We start from the raw sequence: 16,310 nt of genomic DNA on the forward strand, positions 1-16,310 counted from the left end.
TGGTCATTCCGACCGATGAATTTTACCGATCAATCCCAAGCGCCGGCATTGTGGATGCCGTAGTGTTGGCGCAAGGTGTCGAGATCCTGATCCATCACAGCGCCAGGATCGAGGTAGGCGTTGATGCGTCGCCGCACGGTGCGGCCCTGGCGGATGCCTGCCAGATAGAAGCGACAGATGTCGAGGGGTGAGTAATGGGTGGTTTCGGTGCCGACGGTGCGCCGCCAGAGCGATCGCCACAACACTGACAAAAACGCGCCAATATTTTGCACGTAATAAGTCCAGGGGCGTCGCCAGGTCAGCCCGGTGAGAATGAAACCGACCAGTCGCATTTCGTCATCGAGGTCCGTGCTGTACCCCGTGACCACGTGCATGATGTCGTGGCGTTGCAGATCCTGCCAGGGAATGCGCACCAGGCCCAGATCCAGATCTTGGTTTTGCACAAAGTCGGGATTGTCGGCGTAATAGCGCTGCAATCCTTGGCGCAAAGTTGGTTTGCTGGTTGTGGTCATCACGAGATTGTCCTGCCAATAGCTTCCCCAGGGGACGAGTCCCTGGGATGATTCCTGACCATCCTGATCTAACCGACAGGGACCCGTCCCCGAGCTACGGCGATCGCCTCATCGTGCTGTGCCCTCAGTCGGATTGTTATCCTGAGCCTCAATGCAAACGTCAGGATTTTTTGCTGCGATCGCTGATGGGCCGCTCGGGCAGTGCGGGATCCGGCAAGGGACGATTCGCCAAACGATGCAGTCCGGCGACGTCGCGGATATTTTTTTGCACCGCGATCGCCCCAAATAAACTGAGCAAAAAGGCCATGGCATAAAAACCCTTTTCGCTAATCGGCCAACTGGCATTCCACAACCCGACGCAGAGCAGTGACAGACACAGAATAGTGGAGAGCCACGAAATGCCGTAGTACAGGTCGGTGACGGGAATATTCTCGCTGCGATCGCGCACACTCTTTTGCACAGACACAGCAGCGTATAGCCCATACATCAACAGGGTGAAGTAGAAGCCTTTTTCGGCCAGGCCCATCGACGCCGTGCGCCACAGTCCCGTGAGAAAGGCGGACATGCCGATGGCCATGGCACAGTAAGACGCACCGATAAAGGCCGGGGTGGGTTTCGTCGTATTCATAGTTCAGACTCCGAGAGTGAGGAATGGGCTGAATGGGTTGAGAATTTTGTGGGAACGCAAGAAGAGCAGAGGGGGCAGGGGAGCGAGAGGGCAGGTTTGACAACCGTCTCAGGGGATCAGAGAAGAGAGGTTTGAGATTTCATGAGTGGGATAGCCGTCTCGGCTGTCCCTCCGCAGACCAGTTCCCGCCTTGGTTATATCGGTAGGCCTAAACCTGGTGAGCCACAGAATTGGGCTGCACTGCTTCGGTTTGTGCCGCTGCTGCCAGTTCTAGATAGCGGTGCAAATATTCCGACAGCACCCCGTGGAGCAGGAGATCGTGGGCAGCAGCAAAGGGACTATTGGGCGCGAGGGGATGGCGATTGGTCACCACATGGTTCCAGCGATAGTCGCCCGTCAGTTGGCTGAAATATTGGGCAAAACTTTCGTCAAACTGGAGCGACAGCACCGCCCGCTGAAACTCCCGACTGGTGACGCAGAGGGAGTAGCAAATCTTGAACAATTCCAGGGCCGATTCCATATCCAGCACTTGCAGCCAGCCCCGTCGCGTCGTATCCACATCAATCTCCAGGGGTCGCAAACCGCTGAAATCGATGCCCCGCTGCTGCACCGCCGCCAGCCAGTTCGGATGCGCCCGTTGCGCCGCGTGATAGTCCAGCACAAAGTTATAGAGAATGATGTCGTGTTCCAGAAAAGCGTTGTCCGCCAAGTCGGCCACTGTGCGAGGGTAAAGGTTAGAACGGGGCAGAGTCGGGTCGGGGCCATTGTCGATGAGAAAGTTGACGATGTTGGAGCCAATGCCCAGGTGTCGCACAATCAGGTAGCAGGCTTCTGGCGTCGCAAAGGTATTGAGAAACCACACCGCCATCTGGTGCATCAACCAGTAGGAACGAAACTGGAAGGGCAACAGCCGTTTCACCGTCATGATGAGGCCCATGCTGAGGTTGGCAATGACCTTGATGGGCAGCAGCAGGTAATTGCGCGACCAGCTTTGCAGGTCTTTGACCATGTAGGCTTTGGCCACCGGGTCCACAGGAATGCCCGCATCAAAATAGAGGGCGTCCCAATGATTGGGATCCTGGCGATCGCGCGTCTCTGGGATGTACGTCATTTACTGAATCTCCTCTATTTGCAGACGATACAGGCGAGCCGTGACCTGGGCAGTTTTGACAATGCGGGCGGCGATTTCCGCTGTCATCCAGTCGGCATTGAGAAAGGCATCGAGCTTCTGGACGTGGGCTTCGTCGTTTTCCCCGTGATAGCTCAAGAACGTTATCTGAGATTTTTCCAGCGACAATGTTTGACGAATCTGCTCGGCCCATTGTCCGGCCATGCGATTGCCCAGCCCTTCCACAATGAAGATGCTGCCCAGCAAATCGATGGGATTTTCCCGCGAGGCGCGTTGAAAGATGAACGCTGACAGCGCTTCGGAACCGATGTTTTGCTTGGCGTTGAGAATTTCGTCGAGTTCACCGCCAACAGCGACGTAATCTCGCTCTAGCATTTGGAAATCGCGGTGCTCGTCACGGGCGTGGCTGATCAGGTGCGATCGCAGCTCAAAGTTCGTCATATTCGACGCGGCACGGGTAATCCATCGCGCCCCATCCACCACCTGCGGTCGCAGATTGAGCAACATGGCCTTGTAGTCTTCCAGGGTGAAGGTACCTTGATTGAGTCGGTTGATAATCGGCACTGATCGCAGCTCGCGCTCAAAGCTCAGCCATACCAACATCAACTGCCGCAGCAGTTCCGCCGACACCTCATCGGTAGATCCCCCGCTGTCGCCGCCCCCTTGAGAAAGGGGGCTCTCAAGTAACTGCTTAGGAGCGCCCCCCTTGTTAAGGGGGGTCGGGGGGATCCCTTCAGATGCTGTCGCTTGATCAACGGGTTTGGTCGTCCCAGCGATCGCGGATCCCCCGCTGTCGCCGCCCCCTTGAGAAAGGGGGCTTTCAAGTAACTGGCTGCGATCGCCCGATGTTTGGGAGGGATTTTGGGGAATCGTGCCCTCCACCACCGTTAGCATGATGTATGCCGTAGTGAATCGCCCGCTCTCTGGCACAAAGCAAAAGATCTTTTGACCTGGCTGCAATTTCTCTGAATGGAACAATTCTTCCAGCATCAGATAAATCGACGCACAGCCCGTATTCCCGCGCGTATAGAGATTGGTAAACCACTTCTCTTCGGGGATCATGCAACCTGCTTTTTCCAACAGCTCGATAATCTGGCTGCGGAAAAAGTGCGAGGAGTAGTGACACAGGAGCCAATCCACCTCATCGGGGCGAACTCGACCGGCTTCGATCAGCCGCAGCCAACCTTCCACGCCCAACTGCACCACCTTGTCCAGCAAGCGAATATTTTGGCGAAGGTTGATCGCCCCGTCCGCCGCCGCCTCGGCCTGGGAGGGATAATCCATCCAGCTCGTTAGCGTGTCGGGACTCTCGACCCCGGCATACATGCAGACGGGATGCGCGTTCGCATGGGAAATCGACTCGATCCACTCCACTTTGAGGCTCAGCCCTTGGGGAGCAGGGCGATCGCTCACCAGCACCGCCCCCGCCCCATCCGACAACATCCATCGCAAAAACTCCGTGTCAAAAGGCAGATTTTCTCCCGCTTGGGTGTCGGCTTCCGCCTCAAACCGCGTGTGCTTAAAGAGTCGGGAAGCCAGTTCCGATGCCACAGCAACAGCCTGGCGCTTTTGGCCCAACTGCACCTGTGACGCGGCATATTTCAGCGCCGCGACTCCAGCACAGCAAACACCGAGATGTGAGGTCGCCTCCAGCGGGGCAAGTTCTGACAGTTCGCCATGCACCATGCTGGCAAAGCCGGGGACGAGCTGATCAGGCCAGGTCGTACCGCAGGCCAGTAAATCGACCGCGCGGGGATTAATCCCCGACTGACTCAGCAGATCCCGCACCGCCGCCGCCGCCATTTGACCGTTGCTGATGGTGGTGCGCTGCTGTTTATCCAGCGCATAGTAGCGTTGCTGAATACCGTTACTTTTGAGAATGCGGGCCTTGACGCGAGACTTTTTGCCGTGGACGCGACCGAGGTAATCCTCCATTTCGTCATTGGCGATCGCCTCGCCCGGCAAATATTTACCGATGTGGGTGATGTAGGCTGACGGCAGGGAACCGTTCATCAACGATTGGGCATTGAGAGAGCTAGATGGCATGGACTGAAATCTCCGAACTAGATGAGCAAGTTAAGCAACTTGGGTCCAGTATCTTCAGCGCATCCCTGCACTGCCAATGACAATGGTGTAGCCAGAAAGACTGACCAGCAAGGCTTTGAAGGTTTAGGAAGGGGATCGAAGTGAAGCGAAGTAGATCGAAGTTTTTGACCGATCAGCGGTCGCATTCCCGTCGTCGAGTTGTTAACTGAAGCGCCGCGATCGCCGGAAACGTTGACGCTCTCTAGGAGCAGTCATTGAGCTCCTCTCCCTTAGCGATCGCAGTCGAAAATCCAGGAATGATGTTATGGTGTAAGTGACCTGGACCCATGCGGTCACAACGCCCAAACCATGTCAGGACCGGAAGGTAGCAGCATTACGGGATGCTTGTGACAGGCGTGGACTCCGGGTCTCTTGCGTTTTGCCCGATCGTTGCCGGGGCAGCAAGCGACAGTCATTCCCCCCATCACTGGCGGTTAACCCCAATGGGCATTCTCAGTTTGGGGTTCTTATCCTAAAGAAGACTTCATCGCTGAGGAAGCGTCCATGGCAGGTTTTGGAGATTTAGTACAAAAAGCGTTTTATCTAGGGGTCGGAGCTGCGTCTTATGCGGGCGAAAAGGCGGGCGGCACGCTTAAAGAACTGCGGGAACAGACCACCGCGATCGCCAATGAATTAGTTGAGCGCGGCGAAATGACCGCTGGTGAAGCGCAGCAGTTAATCGATAAAATGATGCAGCAAGCACAAACCGCCGCCCCCCAGTCGCCCTCCGCAACACCGCCCGAGCAGCCGCGCCGCATCGAAATTGTAGATGATACCGAAGATGCTGCCGCGCAAGAAGCCGAAGCCCTGCGTCGGCAAGTCGAAGCGACTCGGCAGCAGTTAGAAGAGTTGAAACGCAACAACCGTCAATGAATGATTTTGAGAATTGGGCCAGAGATTTCTCACGCCTCTTAGAAGACGCTACTCGGCAAACGGAAGTTTGGGCTGAGGAAACCCTGCAGGGAGTTGTCGACACGGCTGATGCGATCGCTGACGAACTGGAGAAGCAACTTGCCCCGACCTTAGACCAGTGGGCCAATGAACTGAATCGCTCATTGGAACCTCTGGAAACGGCTCTGGATCAAGAGGCAGAAAGATTCTCGGAGGAGTTCGCAGAGTTCGTCACCCCCATTGTCGAACCCATGGCTGTTGCTCTGGAGGCCTGGATTGAGGCGATGGCGGCCCCGATTGCTAGCCACGTTGAGCCGATGGTCAATGACCATCCCACATGTATCGGCTGCAAACATTACTACGGTCAGCCCCATGGCGGTAATATGCTTGTCTGCGCCATGTATCCCTACGGCCCCGAGGCAGAATCCTGCCCTGACTGGGAGTCCCATCTTCCGTCATCCTAAAGGCAGTCTGTCTCCCATCCCGTCCTAGAGGTGCGAGACAGAGATAGCCAGACATCAAGCAATCTCACCGTATTCTGAAGCTTCTAACAGCGGAAAAAAGTGCCCGACTGGGCCTTGCCCCTGGCCAATCCGCAGAGAGTACTGCAAGGCTTGAGTGACATAATTTTTAGCGTGTTGAACAGCGGTAAAAGTGGCTTTGCCTAAAGCGAGGTTAGCCGCGATCGCGGCTGACAACGTACATCCCGTGCCGTGGGTGTCTTGGGTATCAATGGTTTCAGTGGTAAGCGTGATCGGCTCGTGACCGTCATACCACACATCCACCCCGCGCAACTCCCCCGGCATGCCCCCACCTTTGACCAGCACTGCTTGCGGTCCCAAATCAAAGATTTTTTGCGCGGCAATTTCCATGTCGGCCAGGGTGTGAATTTCGAGATCGCCTAAAATCTGCGCCTCGTAACGGTTAGGCGTCAGCACCGTCGCTTGGGGCACCAGACGAGTCTTGAGGGTGGCGATCGCGGCATCGTCAATCAGTTGCGCCCCAGTGCGCGACACCATCACCGGATCAATCACCCAAGCGGGAACCGAGGATTGGGCGATCGCTTCCGAAACCGCAGTCATAATGCCCGTGTTTAACAGCATCCCGAGTTTGGCACTCTGCACGCCGATGTCCTGAATGACAGCTTGCATTTGGGCCACAACTGCTTCGGGCGGCAGGGCATCGACGCGAGTGACGCCGCAGGTATTTTGGGCAGTGATGCAAGTGAGTGCGCTCGTCCCATGCACTTGGTGAAAGGCAAAGGTGCGTAAGTCAGCCTGAATTCCGGCACCGCCCCCACTGTCAGAACCAGCGATCGTCAGGGCAACGGGAGGAGTCAGCGAATTAGCCACAAAGGTCTCCGATAGCAAAGCAGCGGTCAAACTAAATCGACCTGCTCCGTTTAGAAGAGGTCGAGAAGTAGTGGTCACCCATAGCTGAGTTACCGATTAGGACGGCGACGCTGTAAAAACTCAGGAATATCTAAACCGCCTGGCCCGCTATTTGGAGGCTCCGGTGACGAAGGGGACGGCTTGCTTGCCAAGTTGTTGCGCTTCAGCGGCGTAATGCGGGAGGCATCGATTTGACCACCATGGGACTCCAGATTAAAGCCGGTAGCAATGACCGTAATCTGGACTTCACCCTGCATTCGCTCATCAATCACGGCACCAAAAATAATATTGGCATTGGGGTCAACCGCTTCGTAGATGATCTCAGCCGCAGAGTTGACTTCATGTAGGGTCAAATCGGCCCCACCCGTGATGTTGAAGACCGCACCAGAAGCACCATCAATGGAAGACTCTAACAGCGGCGAAGAAATAGCCGCGATCGCGGCTTCCCGCGCCCGGGACTTGCCAGAGCCCATGCCAATGCCCATCAACGCTGAACCCGCATCGGCCATCACTGCTCGCACGTCGGCGAAGTCTACATTGACTAAGCCCGGAATCATGATGATGTCGGAAATGCCCTGTACGCCCTGGCGCAAAATATCATCAGCAGACTGAAAGGCTTCTTGAACCGGGGTTTGCTCTGAAATGACGGACAGCAGGCGATCATTGGGAATCACAATCAGCGTATCGACGCGGCTCTGCAAGGCCTCAATTCCGTCATCTGCCTGCCCGGTGCGACGACGACCTTCAAACGTAAAGGGCCGAGTAACGACCCCCACCGTCAGTGCGCCGGACTCTTTGGCCACTTCGGCCACGACCGGAGCCGCGCCCGTACCGGTGCCGCCGCCCATGCCAGCCGTGATAAATACTAAATCTGATTCTTCGAGAGACGCAGCAATTTCATCGCGCGATTCCTCTGCTGCTTTTTGACCGATGGCCGGGTTACCGCCTGCCCCCAGGCCTCGGGTCAACTTTTGGCCGATTTGCAAGCGATTTTCGGTCGCGGTGTTGAGCAGGGCTTGGGCATCTGTATTGACTGTCCAGAACTCAATTCCAGAAAGACCACTGTGAATCATGCGATTGACTGCATTACAGCCGCCGCCGCCGACACCGATAACTTTGATTTTTGCAATATTACTGGGCACAGTCTCACCGTTTAGGAGCATTTCTCCAGAAGCCGTTTTGGGGCTATCGCTGCTGTCTTCAGATGTACTAGAGGTTGGGCTAAGAGTAACTTGAGCACCCCCTACCTGCGATGAAGCATCATCTTGGACTGAAAGATGGGAGCCGTTCATCTCAAAACCGTTGTCATCGAAATCAGTCGACGCTGAATTAGAAGACATGAACCTCTACCTTTCATAGAAAATCAACTGCGAGTAAGCAATACCCCGTACGATTTAGACAACTATAAGGTACTTCGGTGGAAAAACCAAACAAACCACACAGTGCCTGAAATCGCCGTAATGGCAGCTAATTGCTCACGCCAGCTAGGGCGATCGCAACTTGCTCAAACTAGCCTAAAAAGTTACCCTATCGACCATGTTTTTGTCGAAGGGATCAGGGAATTTCAGATTTTCTTAAGGTGTTGTTTGGGTCTCTGTGGGCGGTTCAGCCAATTTCACAGCGGGCACCTGCGGATTCGCGAGATCCACATAATCGACCGGAGGCGCTTGGGGATCGCTCGTTAACTGACTTAACTGCGGCAAAATCGCTAATTGTTCAGATAAGCGACGCGCATCATAGATACCCAAATGAACGGTGCCGACCGCAGTCTGAATGATCAGATTATTGGGCGATCGCAAGTCGATTTCTTGAATCTCGACGGGGCTCGACTGAATGGCCTCATATAGTCGAGGCCATTGGCTACGATAGCGGGCGTGAAACCCTCGCACCTGCAAAGTGGGCAACGCAAAATCTTGATTGAGCCCCACCACCGCACTTTGGGCAATCCAATATCCTTCGGAGTCCAGCAGGCCCGGCTGATGCATGGGGCTCGGTTTCGACTGGTCGTTCGCCAGCGGTCGTGAGGGCACCGTCACCGCTACTGGAATGCGTTCTTGCAGGGTGATTTCAACGCGGGGCGGAAACAGTTGACGATTGACTTGGGCATAGGCCACGGGCGCCTCCGTTCGCAACCGCTTTACCAGTTGCTCAGGCTCAATATCAAAAATACGCTGGGGATATTCCAGCCCTAAGACTTGGTAGATGGCGTCATCCGACAACATTTCATTGCCGTCGATCAGGACTTGCTGCTGGTCACGCAGGAGCAGCCAAAACGGATTACGAATGAGCCAAATCGCGCTAGCCGCTAAGCCCGTGATGGCCACTACGCGCCATAGATGCTGCAAGTTGCGAAGGCGTCGCTGCCGTTTGAGGCTACGCCGACGATCCGCAAGTTCTTCAGGAGAGGGGGTGGCAAGGTTGGTCATAACGCGATCGCGCACACCGCAGCAAAGGAGGTTTCAGCTTAGATAATCCAGCCAATGTACCGAGAGCGGTCACCTTGATCAACCCATGTTGCAGCATCGTCAATTTGCGCCTTGAGTCGGTCGTTATGGTCAGCCATCATCTAAGTCTGTGGCGTCGATTGTAGCGATTCTTGCAAGGTCTGCAACTGATTTTTCCAAGCGAGGGCTAAGTCAGCATCGGTAAACGGAATCCACTGCTGGGTGTTGTCGTCGAGTTCGAGACCGATCGCGATCGTGCAGCCTTTGGGTAAGTTAGCCTTCTCGGGTAATGGCCGCTCTGCACTGTAAAGGGTCAGGGTTTGGAGGGCTGAGAGCGTCACTTCTTGCAACGCCACTGGGCCTTGGCGAGTCGGTTTGCCCCACACCAAGCGATCGCCCTGCTGCCCCAACACCGCATAAATGTCATATTTTGCCCGCTCAAAGGTCGCGGCCCATTGTTTATACGCTTCTAGCTTCTGGTACTCGTTCCAGCCCGCCCAGGCGAGCCAGATAAACACGCCCAGTAGCGGTAGCCATAGTAATCCGCGTTCCATCTCGACCTCTTTAACCACACCACAACGCCGGACGCATGACGAATAGAGCTGATTGGTACCAGGCTCATCCGTCACTATCTTCAGCTTAACGGCACAATGGGCGCAGCAAACTTCACCCTAGCTATCCCAAAGCTGATCCGCCGATCCCCAAGGACCACAACTGTCGATATCCAGGACAGCGTTCTGTAAATTCTTGCAACAAGGTTTTGCTTTGCCTTTACCTGTCATCAAGAATCTTGACTAAGGTCGAAGCGGCTGGCAGCTCGTGGGTTGTCAGACACGGCTTGGCCTAGATGCGAATGACGACGTATTTGAGGACATCGAAATTGACTTATCTTTCTTTGCTAGCAGCCGCAGTGCCCAGCTCTCCTGAATGGAGTCCCAAAGTTGCTGTCGTGATGATTGTCTGCAACATTCTGGCGATCGCGATCGGCAAATTCACCATCAAATATCCCAGCGAAGGCCCCGCAATGCCTTCCCCCGCTCTTTTCGGCGGCTTTGGCTTACCCGCCGTCATCGGCACCACTAGCTTTGGTCACGTTCTCGGGGCGGGAGCCATCTTGGGGCTATCCAGCTTAGGCGTCCTCTAGTGGCTTGGCCAGTTTAAAAAATGGCCAACAGCAACCAGCGTCAGGCAAACAGTGTCTGGCGCTGTTGTGTTTCGATCCCGTCTCCAAAGCAGGCTGCTCAATTTGCCTAAAACTGATATCCCAAGGTGAAATAAAACCGTAAGCCAGGGGGATCATCGGTAGAAAGCTCTTCCACATCAATCAGCGGATAGGCAAAATCAGCCCGAGCATTCAGACCATCCAAAACATTGAATAAAACACCGACACCGGTGCCTAAGAGGAAGTTATTATCCGTGACCTCGGCACTATCGCCGTCATTCCACACGTAAGCTCCGTCTAAGAAAGGGGCCAAGCGAAAGAACGGTAAACCTTCTTCGGTGCGAGTAATCACAATTTGATCTTCCACCGAAAACCGGAAGCCATTATCGCCAAATCGTTGGTTTTGGTCGTATCCTCGCACCGACAATCCGCCGCCACTAAAGAATTTTTCGGAACCGGGCAATGAGTTAGGCGTGAGTTGCAAACTGGCTTGCACCTGCAGCAAATGGTCATCGTTGAGTCGTTGCACCCGCTGGACTTGGCCAATCCAGCTAAAGAAGCCGTCGGAATCGCCCACCGTCGTCACTGTGTCATCGACTTCTTCGGTACCCAGCCGAAACTGCGACTGCAAGGCCCATGCACCGCTCACGTCACGATGCACATAATCCTGCCCAAAACTGAGGACACTGGTCGTCGTGGAATCGGTGATAATGCCTGAAATCAACGTCGAGCCGTCACGGTAGCGATAGCCTAACGACAGGGCAAACTCATCGCGTGGGGTGCGGACTAACGGCTGGCGCACACTCACTTCGTAAATATCGGTAGAACCTTCGGTGCCCAGATCAAACGTCGGTTGGTTGGGATCCGTAATTTCAAATTCGTTAGGCGTCGCACGGACCAGCACCGTCCCATTCATGGGATTAATCGGCACCCGATAGCCAATTTCATAAACTTTGGAACCGGCGGTGGTTGTCCAAGTCGCCGAGCTAAACAACGTATCACCCAAGCCCGCCAGATTGCGAAATTGGAGGTTAGCACCGACGCGCACATTACCCACTGAAGGCGGCGAGTAGTTATCACTGAAAATTGAGCCGCCCACCGTGCTGGCCTCTTCGACCCGCACTACTAACTGGCTTTGACCCACTCCCGTGCCCGATCGCAGACTGGCTTCCACGCTGTCAAACATCGGATCAACGCGTAACAGTCGGAGTTGGTCTTCCAAATTGCCCTGGTTTAGCGGCGTCGTGCCGCCCTGAGCAATGCGTACCCTGACGTAGTCTTCTAAAGTGTCGGTGCCTTCTACCAAGATGGCTTCTAACTCACCTTCGATCACGTCAATTTGCACCACACCATCGACGACAGTTTGAGTACTCACCACCGCACGTGAGGTGATGTAACCGTCGTTCAGATACAGCTGGGTAATCTCGTCGGCGGCGTCCTGCAATTCGGCGAGGGTAACGTCGCGATTTTCGTAGGGGGCGACGATCGCGGCCAAGGTGGCGTCATCAAAAATACTGCTGCCCACCACCACCACATCCGTCACCGGAAAAGGCGTATCAGCCCCTGGCGAAGGCGAGGGTTCTGGAACCGTCGGTTCGGGCGTCACTTCGTCGGGCGGCAAGGGCACCGGCAATTCGGGCTCGGGCAGGCGGTCTTGACCAGGATCCACTTGGGCTAAATCAATTTGGGCCAACAGCCCTGTCTCCCGATCACTGTCTGGCATTGGGCTAACGGCAACCGGGATGATTTGGGCGTCGGCCTTACCGATGCCTAAGAACGCGATCGCAATGCCACCAGAAATCCCAAGAAAGCGCGAGTTCATAGTTCATCATGTCGGCACGTCATTCAGATTATCGCTATTAATTCGCGGAAAACTTGATTTGATAGCCAGCATATATATTTTCTATGCTGGGCTCGATGTTGGCGACGGTCTTCTGAGCCGAGTGGCGACGCACCTCAGGGCCACCCCAATGCATGTCATAGACGCTGAAAGCAACCAACGGAGTGGCGATCGCGCCTTCCCTATAAATTGGCTGCTGGGTTCTGGCCAGAGTCTGGTAGGGTATAGAACTTGTGGCTAAAGTGTAAACATATATTTCAGCCCGGAGGTTGGCCGAGTGTTTGGACTGGTCAACGTATCCGCGATCGCTGATATGCACCATCGGCCACTTGCCACTCTTCTTTTTATCGTTAGCCAGACTGCTCAAAGTGTCCGCCATCAGCGGCAGGTCGGCTTGCTCGTGCGCACGTCATCGGGGTAAAAGCTCGTGAGAATCCTGACCACAATTGAAGGATTACAAAGCTGTTTGGCTCAATGGCGACAGCCTACGATGATCGGCCCCCATCCCAGCATTGCCTCAGTGGGGCTGGTACCTACTATGGGCGCATTGCACCCTGGTCACATGAGCCTCATTCACCAAGCCCGGCAAGCAAACGACCGAGTCATTGTCAGCATTTTTGTCAATCCGCTGCAATTTGGCCCCCAAGAAGACTTGACCACTTATCCCCGCACACTCCAGCAGGATATTGACCAGTGCACCGTCGCCCAAGTCGATGCCTTGTTTTGCCCCTCACCCGAGACCCTATATGGTCAGTCAGCCCCAACTCCGGAGCAGTTTACGCAAGTGGTACCTATAGCCAGCATGACCACGCATTTATGCGGCGCTTATCGGCCCGGACATTTTCAAGGGGTGACGACCGTGGTGGCAAAACTGCTCAACCTAGTGATGCCTAATCGCGCCTACTTTGGGCGCAAAGATGCTCAACAACTGGCCATCCTTCAACGTATGGCAGCCGATCTGAATTGGCCGATCGAAATTGTCGGCTGTCCAATTGTGCGGGAATCGGATGGACTAGCCTACAGCTCTCGCAATCAGTACCTCTCGGCAACGGAGCGGAGCCAAGCCCCCGTTCTCTATCAGGCCTTGCAGTCAGCGCAAGCCGCATTTGCCCAAGGAGAACGCGACAGCCAGCGTTTGATTCAGCAAGTGTGTACTACCCTTGAGCAGGTGCCGACGCTCCAGCCGCAATATGTCGAAATCGTGCATCCAACAAACTTACAACCGTTAGAACAGGTGACCACTGTGGGACTCTTAGCGATCGCCGCTTATCTTGGCAAAACCCGTTTAATTGACAACACGCTGCTGCGTTCGCGGCAACCTATCGTGGCGATCGATGGCCCAGCTGGCGCGGGCAAATCAACGGTAGCGCGCCTCGTAGCCGATCGCCTTGGCCTGATGTACCTCGACACAGGTGCCATGTATCGGGCTGTTACCTGGCACGTCCTCACGCAAGAGATTGATCCTGCAGATGAGGTCGCCGTTGCCGAGGCGTTAGCCAACTGCCAAATTCGTTTAGCTACCGAGCCCGCAACTGCTCCCGGTGAACCAGGGCTGACGCGGGTGTGGGTCAATGAGGCCGAGATCACCCAAGCGATTCGGACAGCGGAGGTGACAGCTCAAGTCTCGACCATCGCTGCTCAACCGACGGTCCGAAAAGTCTTACTGAAGCAACAGCAAGAGTATGGGACTCAAGGCGGTGTCGTCATGGAAGGCCGCGATATTGGGACTCACGTGTTCCCCGCCGCAGAGCTCAAGGTCTTTCTCACAGCATCGGTCGAGGAGCGAGCACGGCGGCGGCAACGAGATCTGCTCGCTCAAAATCAGCCACCCGTCAGTATCGAGGCATTGGAAGAAGCCATTGATGAGCGCGATCGCAAAGACAGCACCCGTCGCGTTGCCCCCCTGCAAAAGGCTGAAGATGCGATTGAACTGTTGACCGATGGCTTGTCCATTGAAGAAGTTGTCGAGAGAATTGTGGCGCTCTTCGAAGACCGTTTGCACCGCAACTGAGGCAGTGGCGAAACCATCCACAGACTATTTATGGACAGTGGATAGAGCCTTGAAGAATAATCCGGTTACTAGGACGATCGCTTGTCCAGCGGCGATACGGTGCGGATGCACAATGGCCCCAGGAGCGATTAAACAGAAACCCGAGATTTTGTGATGCATCCTGACTTTGAGCAGCGCCTGATGGAATGCTCGCTCAAGCTCGCAGCAATGGCCACAGGAAAACAAAACAAGCAATCAGAAACAGCAGACTGCCGACTGTTCCAGGAATATCACCATTGCCCCAAGTGGAAACCGTAAAACAGAGTGCGGAGGCAATGAATAGCAACCAGCCGACTATCTGAAAAGATTTCTGGTTTGACGGTTTAGGGGACATACTGAGAGGCAAACGCTGACGACAATAACAAACTTGGATAACTGTTCCGCGTAATCAGCTTCATGTAGCGATCGCGCTACTCACAAAATAAACAGAAAAAGCCCCCGCAAAACTGCAGGAGCTTTTTCCCAGACTTAATCGATGACTTGACTCAACAAATGACTAGTCAAGATCATCCATTGCCAATACGGGCTCAGACTCACGGTCAATCCCACGCTCAAAGCCTGCTTCAGCCGCCCGCGCACGACCCGCGTGCCACAAGTGACCAATCAGAAAGAAGAAGCCGAGGATGAAGTGAGACGCAGCCAACCACTGACGGGGGTTCACATAGTTCACCGAGTTGATTTCAGTGATGACGCCACCCACCGAGTTGATGGAAGCCAACGGCGCATGAGTCATATACTCAGCCGCACGACGGACTTGCCAATCTTGAATGTCATTCTGCATCTTGTCCAGATCCAGACCGTTGGGGCCACGTAGAGGCTCCAACCAGGGACCCCGGAAGTCCCAAAAACGCATAGTTTCACCACCAAAGATGATCTCACCCGTCGGAGAGCGCATCAGGTACTTACCCAAACCAGTCGGGCCTTGAGCCGAACCGATGTTGGCACCCAAACGCAAGTCACGCACCAAGAAGGTCATGGCCTGAGCCTGAGAAGCCTCAGAACTGGTAGGACCGTAGAACTCACTGGGATAGGCAGTGTTGTTAAACCAAACGTAGCAGGAGGCAATCAAGCCCATCAGGGACAGTGCGCCCAAGCTGTAGGACAGATAAGCTTCACCGTTCCAGACAAAGGCGCGACGCACCCAACCAAAGGGCTTGGTCAGAATGTGCCAAATACCACCGCTGATGCAGATGATACCGACCCAAATGTGACCACCAATGATGTCTTCCATGCTATTGACACCGATGATCCAGCCGTCGCCACCAAAGGGAGAACCCAAGACGTAGCCGAAGATCTTGACGGGATTCAGCGTCGGGTTAGTGATGACCCGCACTGCGCCACCGCCCGGAGCCCAAGTGTCATAAACACCACCAAAGAAGGTGGCTTTCAGCACTAGCAAGAAGGCACCACAACCTAGCAGGATGAGGTGGTAACCAATGATGTTGGTCATCTGGTTCTTATCCTTCCAGTCATAGCCAAAGAAGGAAGAATACTCTTCTAAAGTCTCAGGACCGCGGATAGCGTGATAAATACCACCCAAGCCGAGAACCGCAGAAGAAATCAGGTGCAAAACACCCACAACAAAGTAGGGGAAGGTGTCAACAATTTCACCACCTGGCCCTACACCCCAGCCCAAAGTGGCGAGGTGAGGCAGCAAAATGAAGCCCTGCTCATAAAGAGGCTTCTCAGGCACAAAGTGAGCGACCTCAAACAAGGTCATCGCACCGGCCCAAAACACAATCAAACCAGCGTGGGCAACGTGAGCACCCAGCAGCTTACCGGACAAGTTAATCAAGCGCGCGTTACCAGACCACCAGGCAAAACCTGAAGACTGCTGGTCGCGCCCACCGATATAAGAATTACTAGAGAGCGTTACCACGGGGGAGAACCTCCTCAGGGAATACAAACTTCTCGTGGGGCTGGTCGGTCGGTGCCATCCAGGCCCGGATACCTTCGTTCAACAAAATGTTCTTCGTGTAGAAGGTCTCAAATTCAGGGTCTTCCGCTGCACGGATTTCCTGAGACACGAAGTCATAGGCCCGCAGGTTCAGACCCAAACCCACAACGCCCACAGACGCCATCCACAAGCCCGTCACTGGCACAAACAACATGAAGAAGTGCAACCAGCGCTTGTTCGAGAACGCAATCCCGAAAATCTGCGACCAAAAACGGTTCGCA

At 54.7% G+C, this 16,310-nt stretch carries 15 protein-coding genes, 1 other RNA gene and 1 pseudogene; 5 read left to right on the forward strand and 12 right to left on the reverse strand.

The window, feature by feature from the left end:
* Window positions 1-29: 29 nt before the first annotated feature.
* The 4 genes from DYY88_RS19845 to DYY88_RS19860 all read right to left on the reverse strand — a co-directional run bounded on the left by DYY88_RS19845 (window position 30) and on the right by DYY88_RS19860 (window position 4,315).
* Window positions 30-512: a hypothetical protein gene (locus DYY88_RS19845; protein WP_039725559.1), complete on the reverse strand. Its 483-nt coding sequence runs from the start codon at window positions 510-512 to the stop codon at window positions 30-32.
* Between the two features lie 160 nt (window positions 513-672).
* Window positions 673-1,140, reverse strand: coding sequence for an inner membrane protein YiaA (yiaA, locus tag DYY88_RS19850; protein WP_063776161.1), 468 nt, complete (start codon window positions 1,138-1,140; stop codon window positions 673-675).
* 208 nt (window positions 1,141-1,348) lie between these two features.
* Window positions 1,349-2,251, reverse strand: a complete 903-nt coding sequence (locus DYY88_RS19855; protein ID WP_039725560.1) for a DUF6999 family protein — start codon at window positions 2,249-2,251, stop codon at window positions 1,349-1,351.
* Window positions 2,252-4,315: a beta-ketoacyl-ACP synthase III gene (locus DYY88_RS19860; protein ID WP_236146307.1), complete on the reverse strand. Its 2,064-nt coding sequence runs from the start codon at window positions 4,313-4,315 to the stop codon at window positions 2,252-2,254.
* Window positions 4,316-4,630: 315 nt separating this feature from the next.
* On the opposite strand from DYY88_RS19860, the gene ffs reads away from it, so the two are divergent.
* The 3 genes from ffs to DYY88_RS19875 all read left to right on the forward strand — a co-directional run bounded on the left by ffs (window position 4,631) and on the right by DYY88_RS19875 (window position 5,709).
* Window positions 4,631-4,727, forward strand: an RNA gene (gene ffs / locus DYY88_RS19865) — signal recognition particle sRNA small type.
* A gap of 131 nt (window positions 4,728-4,858) precedes the next feature.
* Window positions 4,859-5,227: a phasin family protein gene (locus DYY88_RS19870; RefSeq protein ID WP_039725562.1), complete on the forward strand. Its 369-nt coding sequence runs from the start codon at window positions 4,859-4,861 to the stop codon at window positions 5,225-5,227.
* Window positions 5,224-5,709 (forward strand): hypothetical protein, encoded by a 486-nt coding sequence (locus DYY88_RS19875; RefSeq protein ID WP_039725563.1) that lies wholly within the window; start codon window positions 5,224-5,226, stop codon window positions 5,707-5,709. Before DYY88_RS19870 ends, DYY88_RS19875 begins: the two co-directional genes overlap by 4 nt.
* A gap of 54 nt (window positions 5,710-5,763) precedes the next feature.
* Here DYY88_RS19875 and thiD read toward each other — a convergent pair whose 3' ends face one another.
* The 4 genes from thiD to DYY88_RS19895 all read right to left on the reverse strand — a co-directional run bounded on the left by thiD (window position 5,764) and on the right by DYY88_RS19895 (window position 9,634).
* On the reverse strand, window positions 5,764-6,597 hold the full coding sequence (gene thiD, locus DYY88_RS19880) for a bifunctional hydroxymethylpyrimidine kinase/phosphomethylpyrimidine kinase (protein ID WP_039729369.1): 834 nt from the start codon (window positions 6,595-6,597) through the stop codon (window positions 5,764-5,766).
* Window positions 6,598-6,686: 89 nt separating this feature from the next.
* The gene (ftsZ, locus tag DYY88_RS19885; protein ID WP_437438592.1) at window positions 6,687-7,976 is read right to left on the reverse strand and encodes a cell division protein FtsZ; all 1,290 of its coding nucleotides are present in this window, start codon (window positions 7,974-7,976) and stop codon (window positions 6,687-6,689) included.
* A gap of 234 nt (window positions 7,977-8,210) precedes the next feature.
* Complete coding sequence (locus DYY88_RS19890; protein WP_039725565.1) at window positions 8,211-9,062, reverse strand: cell division protein FtsQ/DivIB; 852 nt, start codon at window positions 9,060-9,062, stop codon at window positions 8,211-8,213.
* Between the two features lie 140 nt (window positions 9,063-9,202).
* Window positions 9,203-9,634: a hypothetical protein gene (locus DYY88_RS19895; RefSeq protein WP_039725566.1), complete on the reverse strand. Its 432-nt coding sequence runs from the start codon at window positions 9,632-9,634 to the stop codon at window positions 9,203-9,205.
* 326 nt (window positions 9,635-9,960) lie between these two features.
* Between DYY88_RS19895 and psaK the strand changes: the two genes are divergently transcribed.
* Window positions 9,961-10,224: a photosystem I reaction center subunit PsaK gene (psaK, locus tag DYY88_RS19900; RefSeq protein WP_236146308.1), complete on the forward strand. Its 264-nt coding sequence runs from the start codon at window positions 9,961-9,963 to the stop codon at window positions 10,222-10,224.
* 106 nt (window positions 10,225-10,330) lie between these two features.
* On the opposite strand, the gene DYY88_RS19905 is transcribed toward psaK, so the two are convergent.
* Window positions 10,331-12,064, reverse strand: a complete 1,734-nt coding sequence (locus DYY88_RS19905) for a ShlB/FhaC/HecB family hemolysin secretion/activation protein (RefSeq protein ID WP_052288243.1) — start codon at window positions 12,062-12,064, stop codon at window positions 10,331-10,333.
* Between the two features lie 37 nt (window positions 12,065-12,101).
* The gene (locus DYY88_RS19910) at window positions 12,102-12,461 is read right to left on the reverse strand and encodes a hypothetical protein (protein ID WP_039725568.1); all 360 of its coding nucleotides are present in this window, start codon (window positions 12,459-12,461) and stop codon (window positions 12,102-12,104) included.
* A gap of 48 nt (window positions 12,462-12,509) precedes the next feature.
* Here DYY88_RS19910 and DYY88_RS19915 point away from each other — a divergent pair, with 48 nt between their 5' ends.
* The gene (locus tag DYY88_RS19915; protein WP_039725569.1) at window positions 12,510-14,093 is read left to right on the forward strand and encodes a bifunctional pantoate--beta-alanine ligase/(d)CMP kinase; all 1,584 of its coding nucleotides are present in this window, start codon (window positions 12,510-12,512) and stop codon (window positions 14,091-14,093) included.
* Window positions 14,094-14,628: 535 nt separating this feature from the next.
* On the opposite strand, the gene psbC is transcribed toward DYY88_RS19915, so the two are convergent.
* Window positions 14,629-16,011, reverse strand: coding sequence for a photosystem II reaction center protein CP43 (gene psbC / locus DYY88_RS19925; protein ID WP_039725570.1), 1,383 nt, complete (start codon window positions 16,009-16,011; stop codon window positions 14,629-14,631).
* Window positions 15,995-16,310 (reverse strand): annotated as a pseudogene (locus DYY88_RS19930) (photosystem II D2 protein (photosystem q(a) protein)); the annotation flags it as partial. The gene psbC and the pseudogene DYY88_RS19930, both read right to left, overlap by 17 nt.

The organism is Leptolyngbya iicbica LK (assembly GCF_004212215.1).
In the GTDB taxonomy this organism is placed as follows: Bacteria; Cyanobacteriota; Cyanobacteriia; order Phormidesmidales; family Phormidesmidaceae; genus Halomicronema; species Halomicronema iicbica.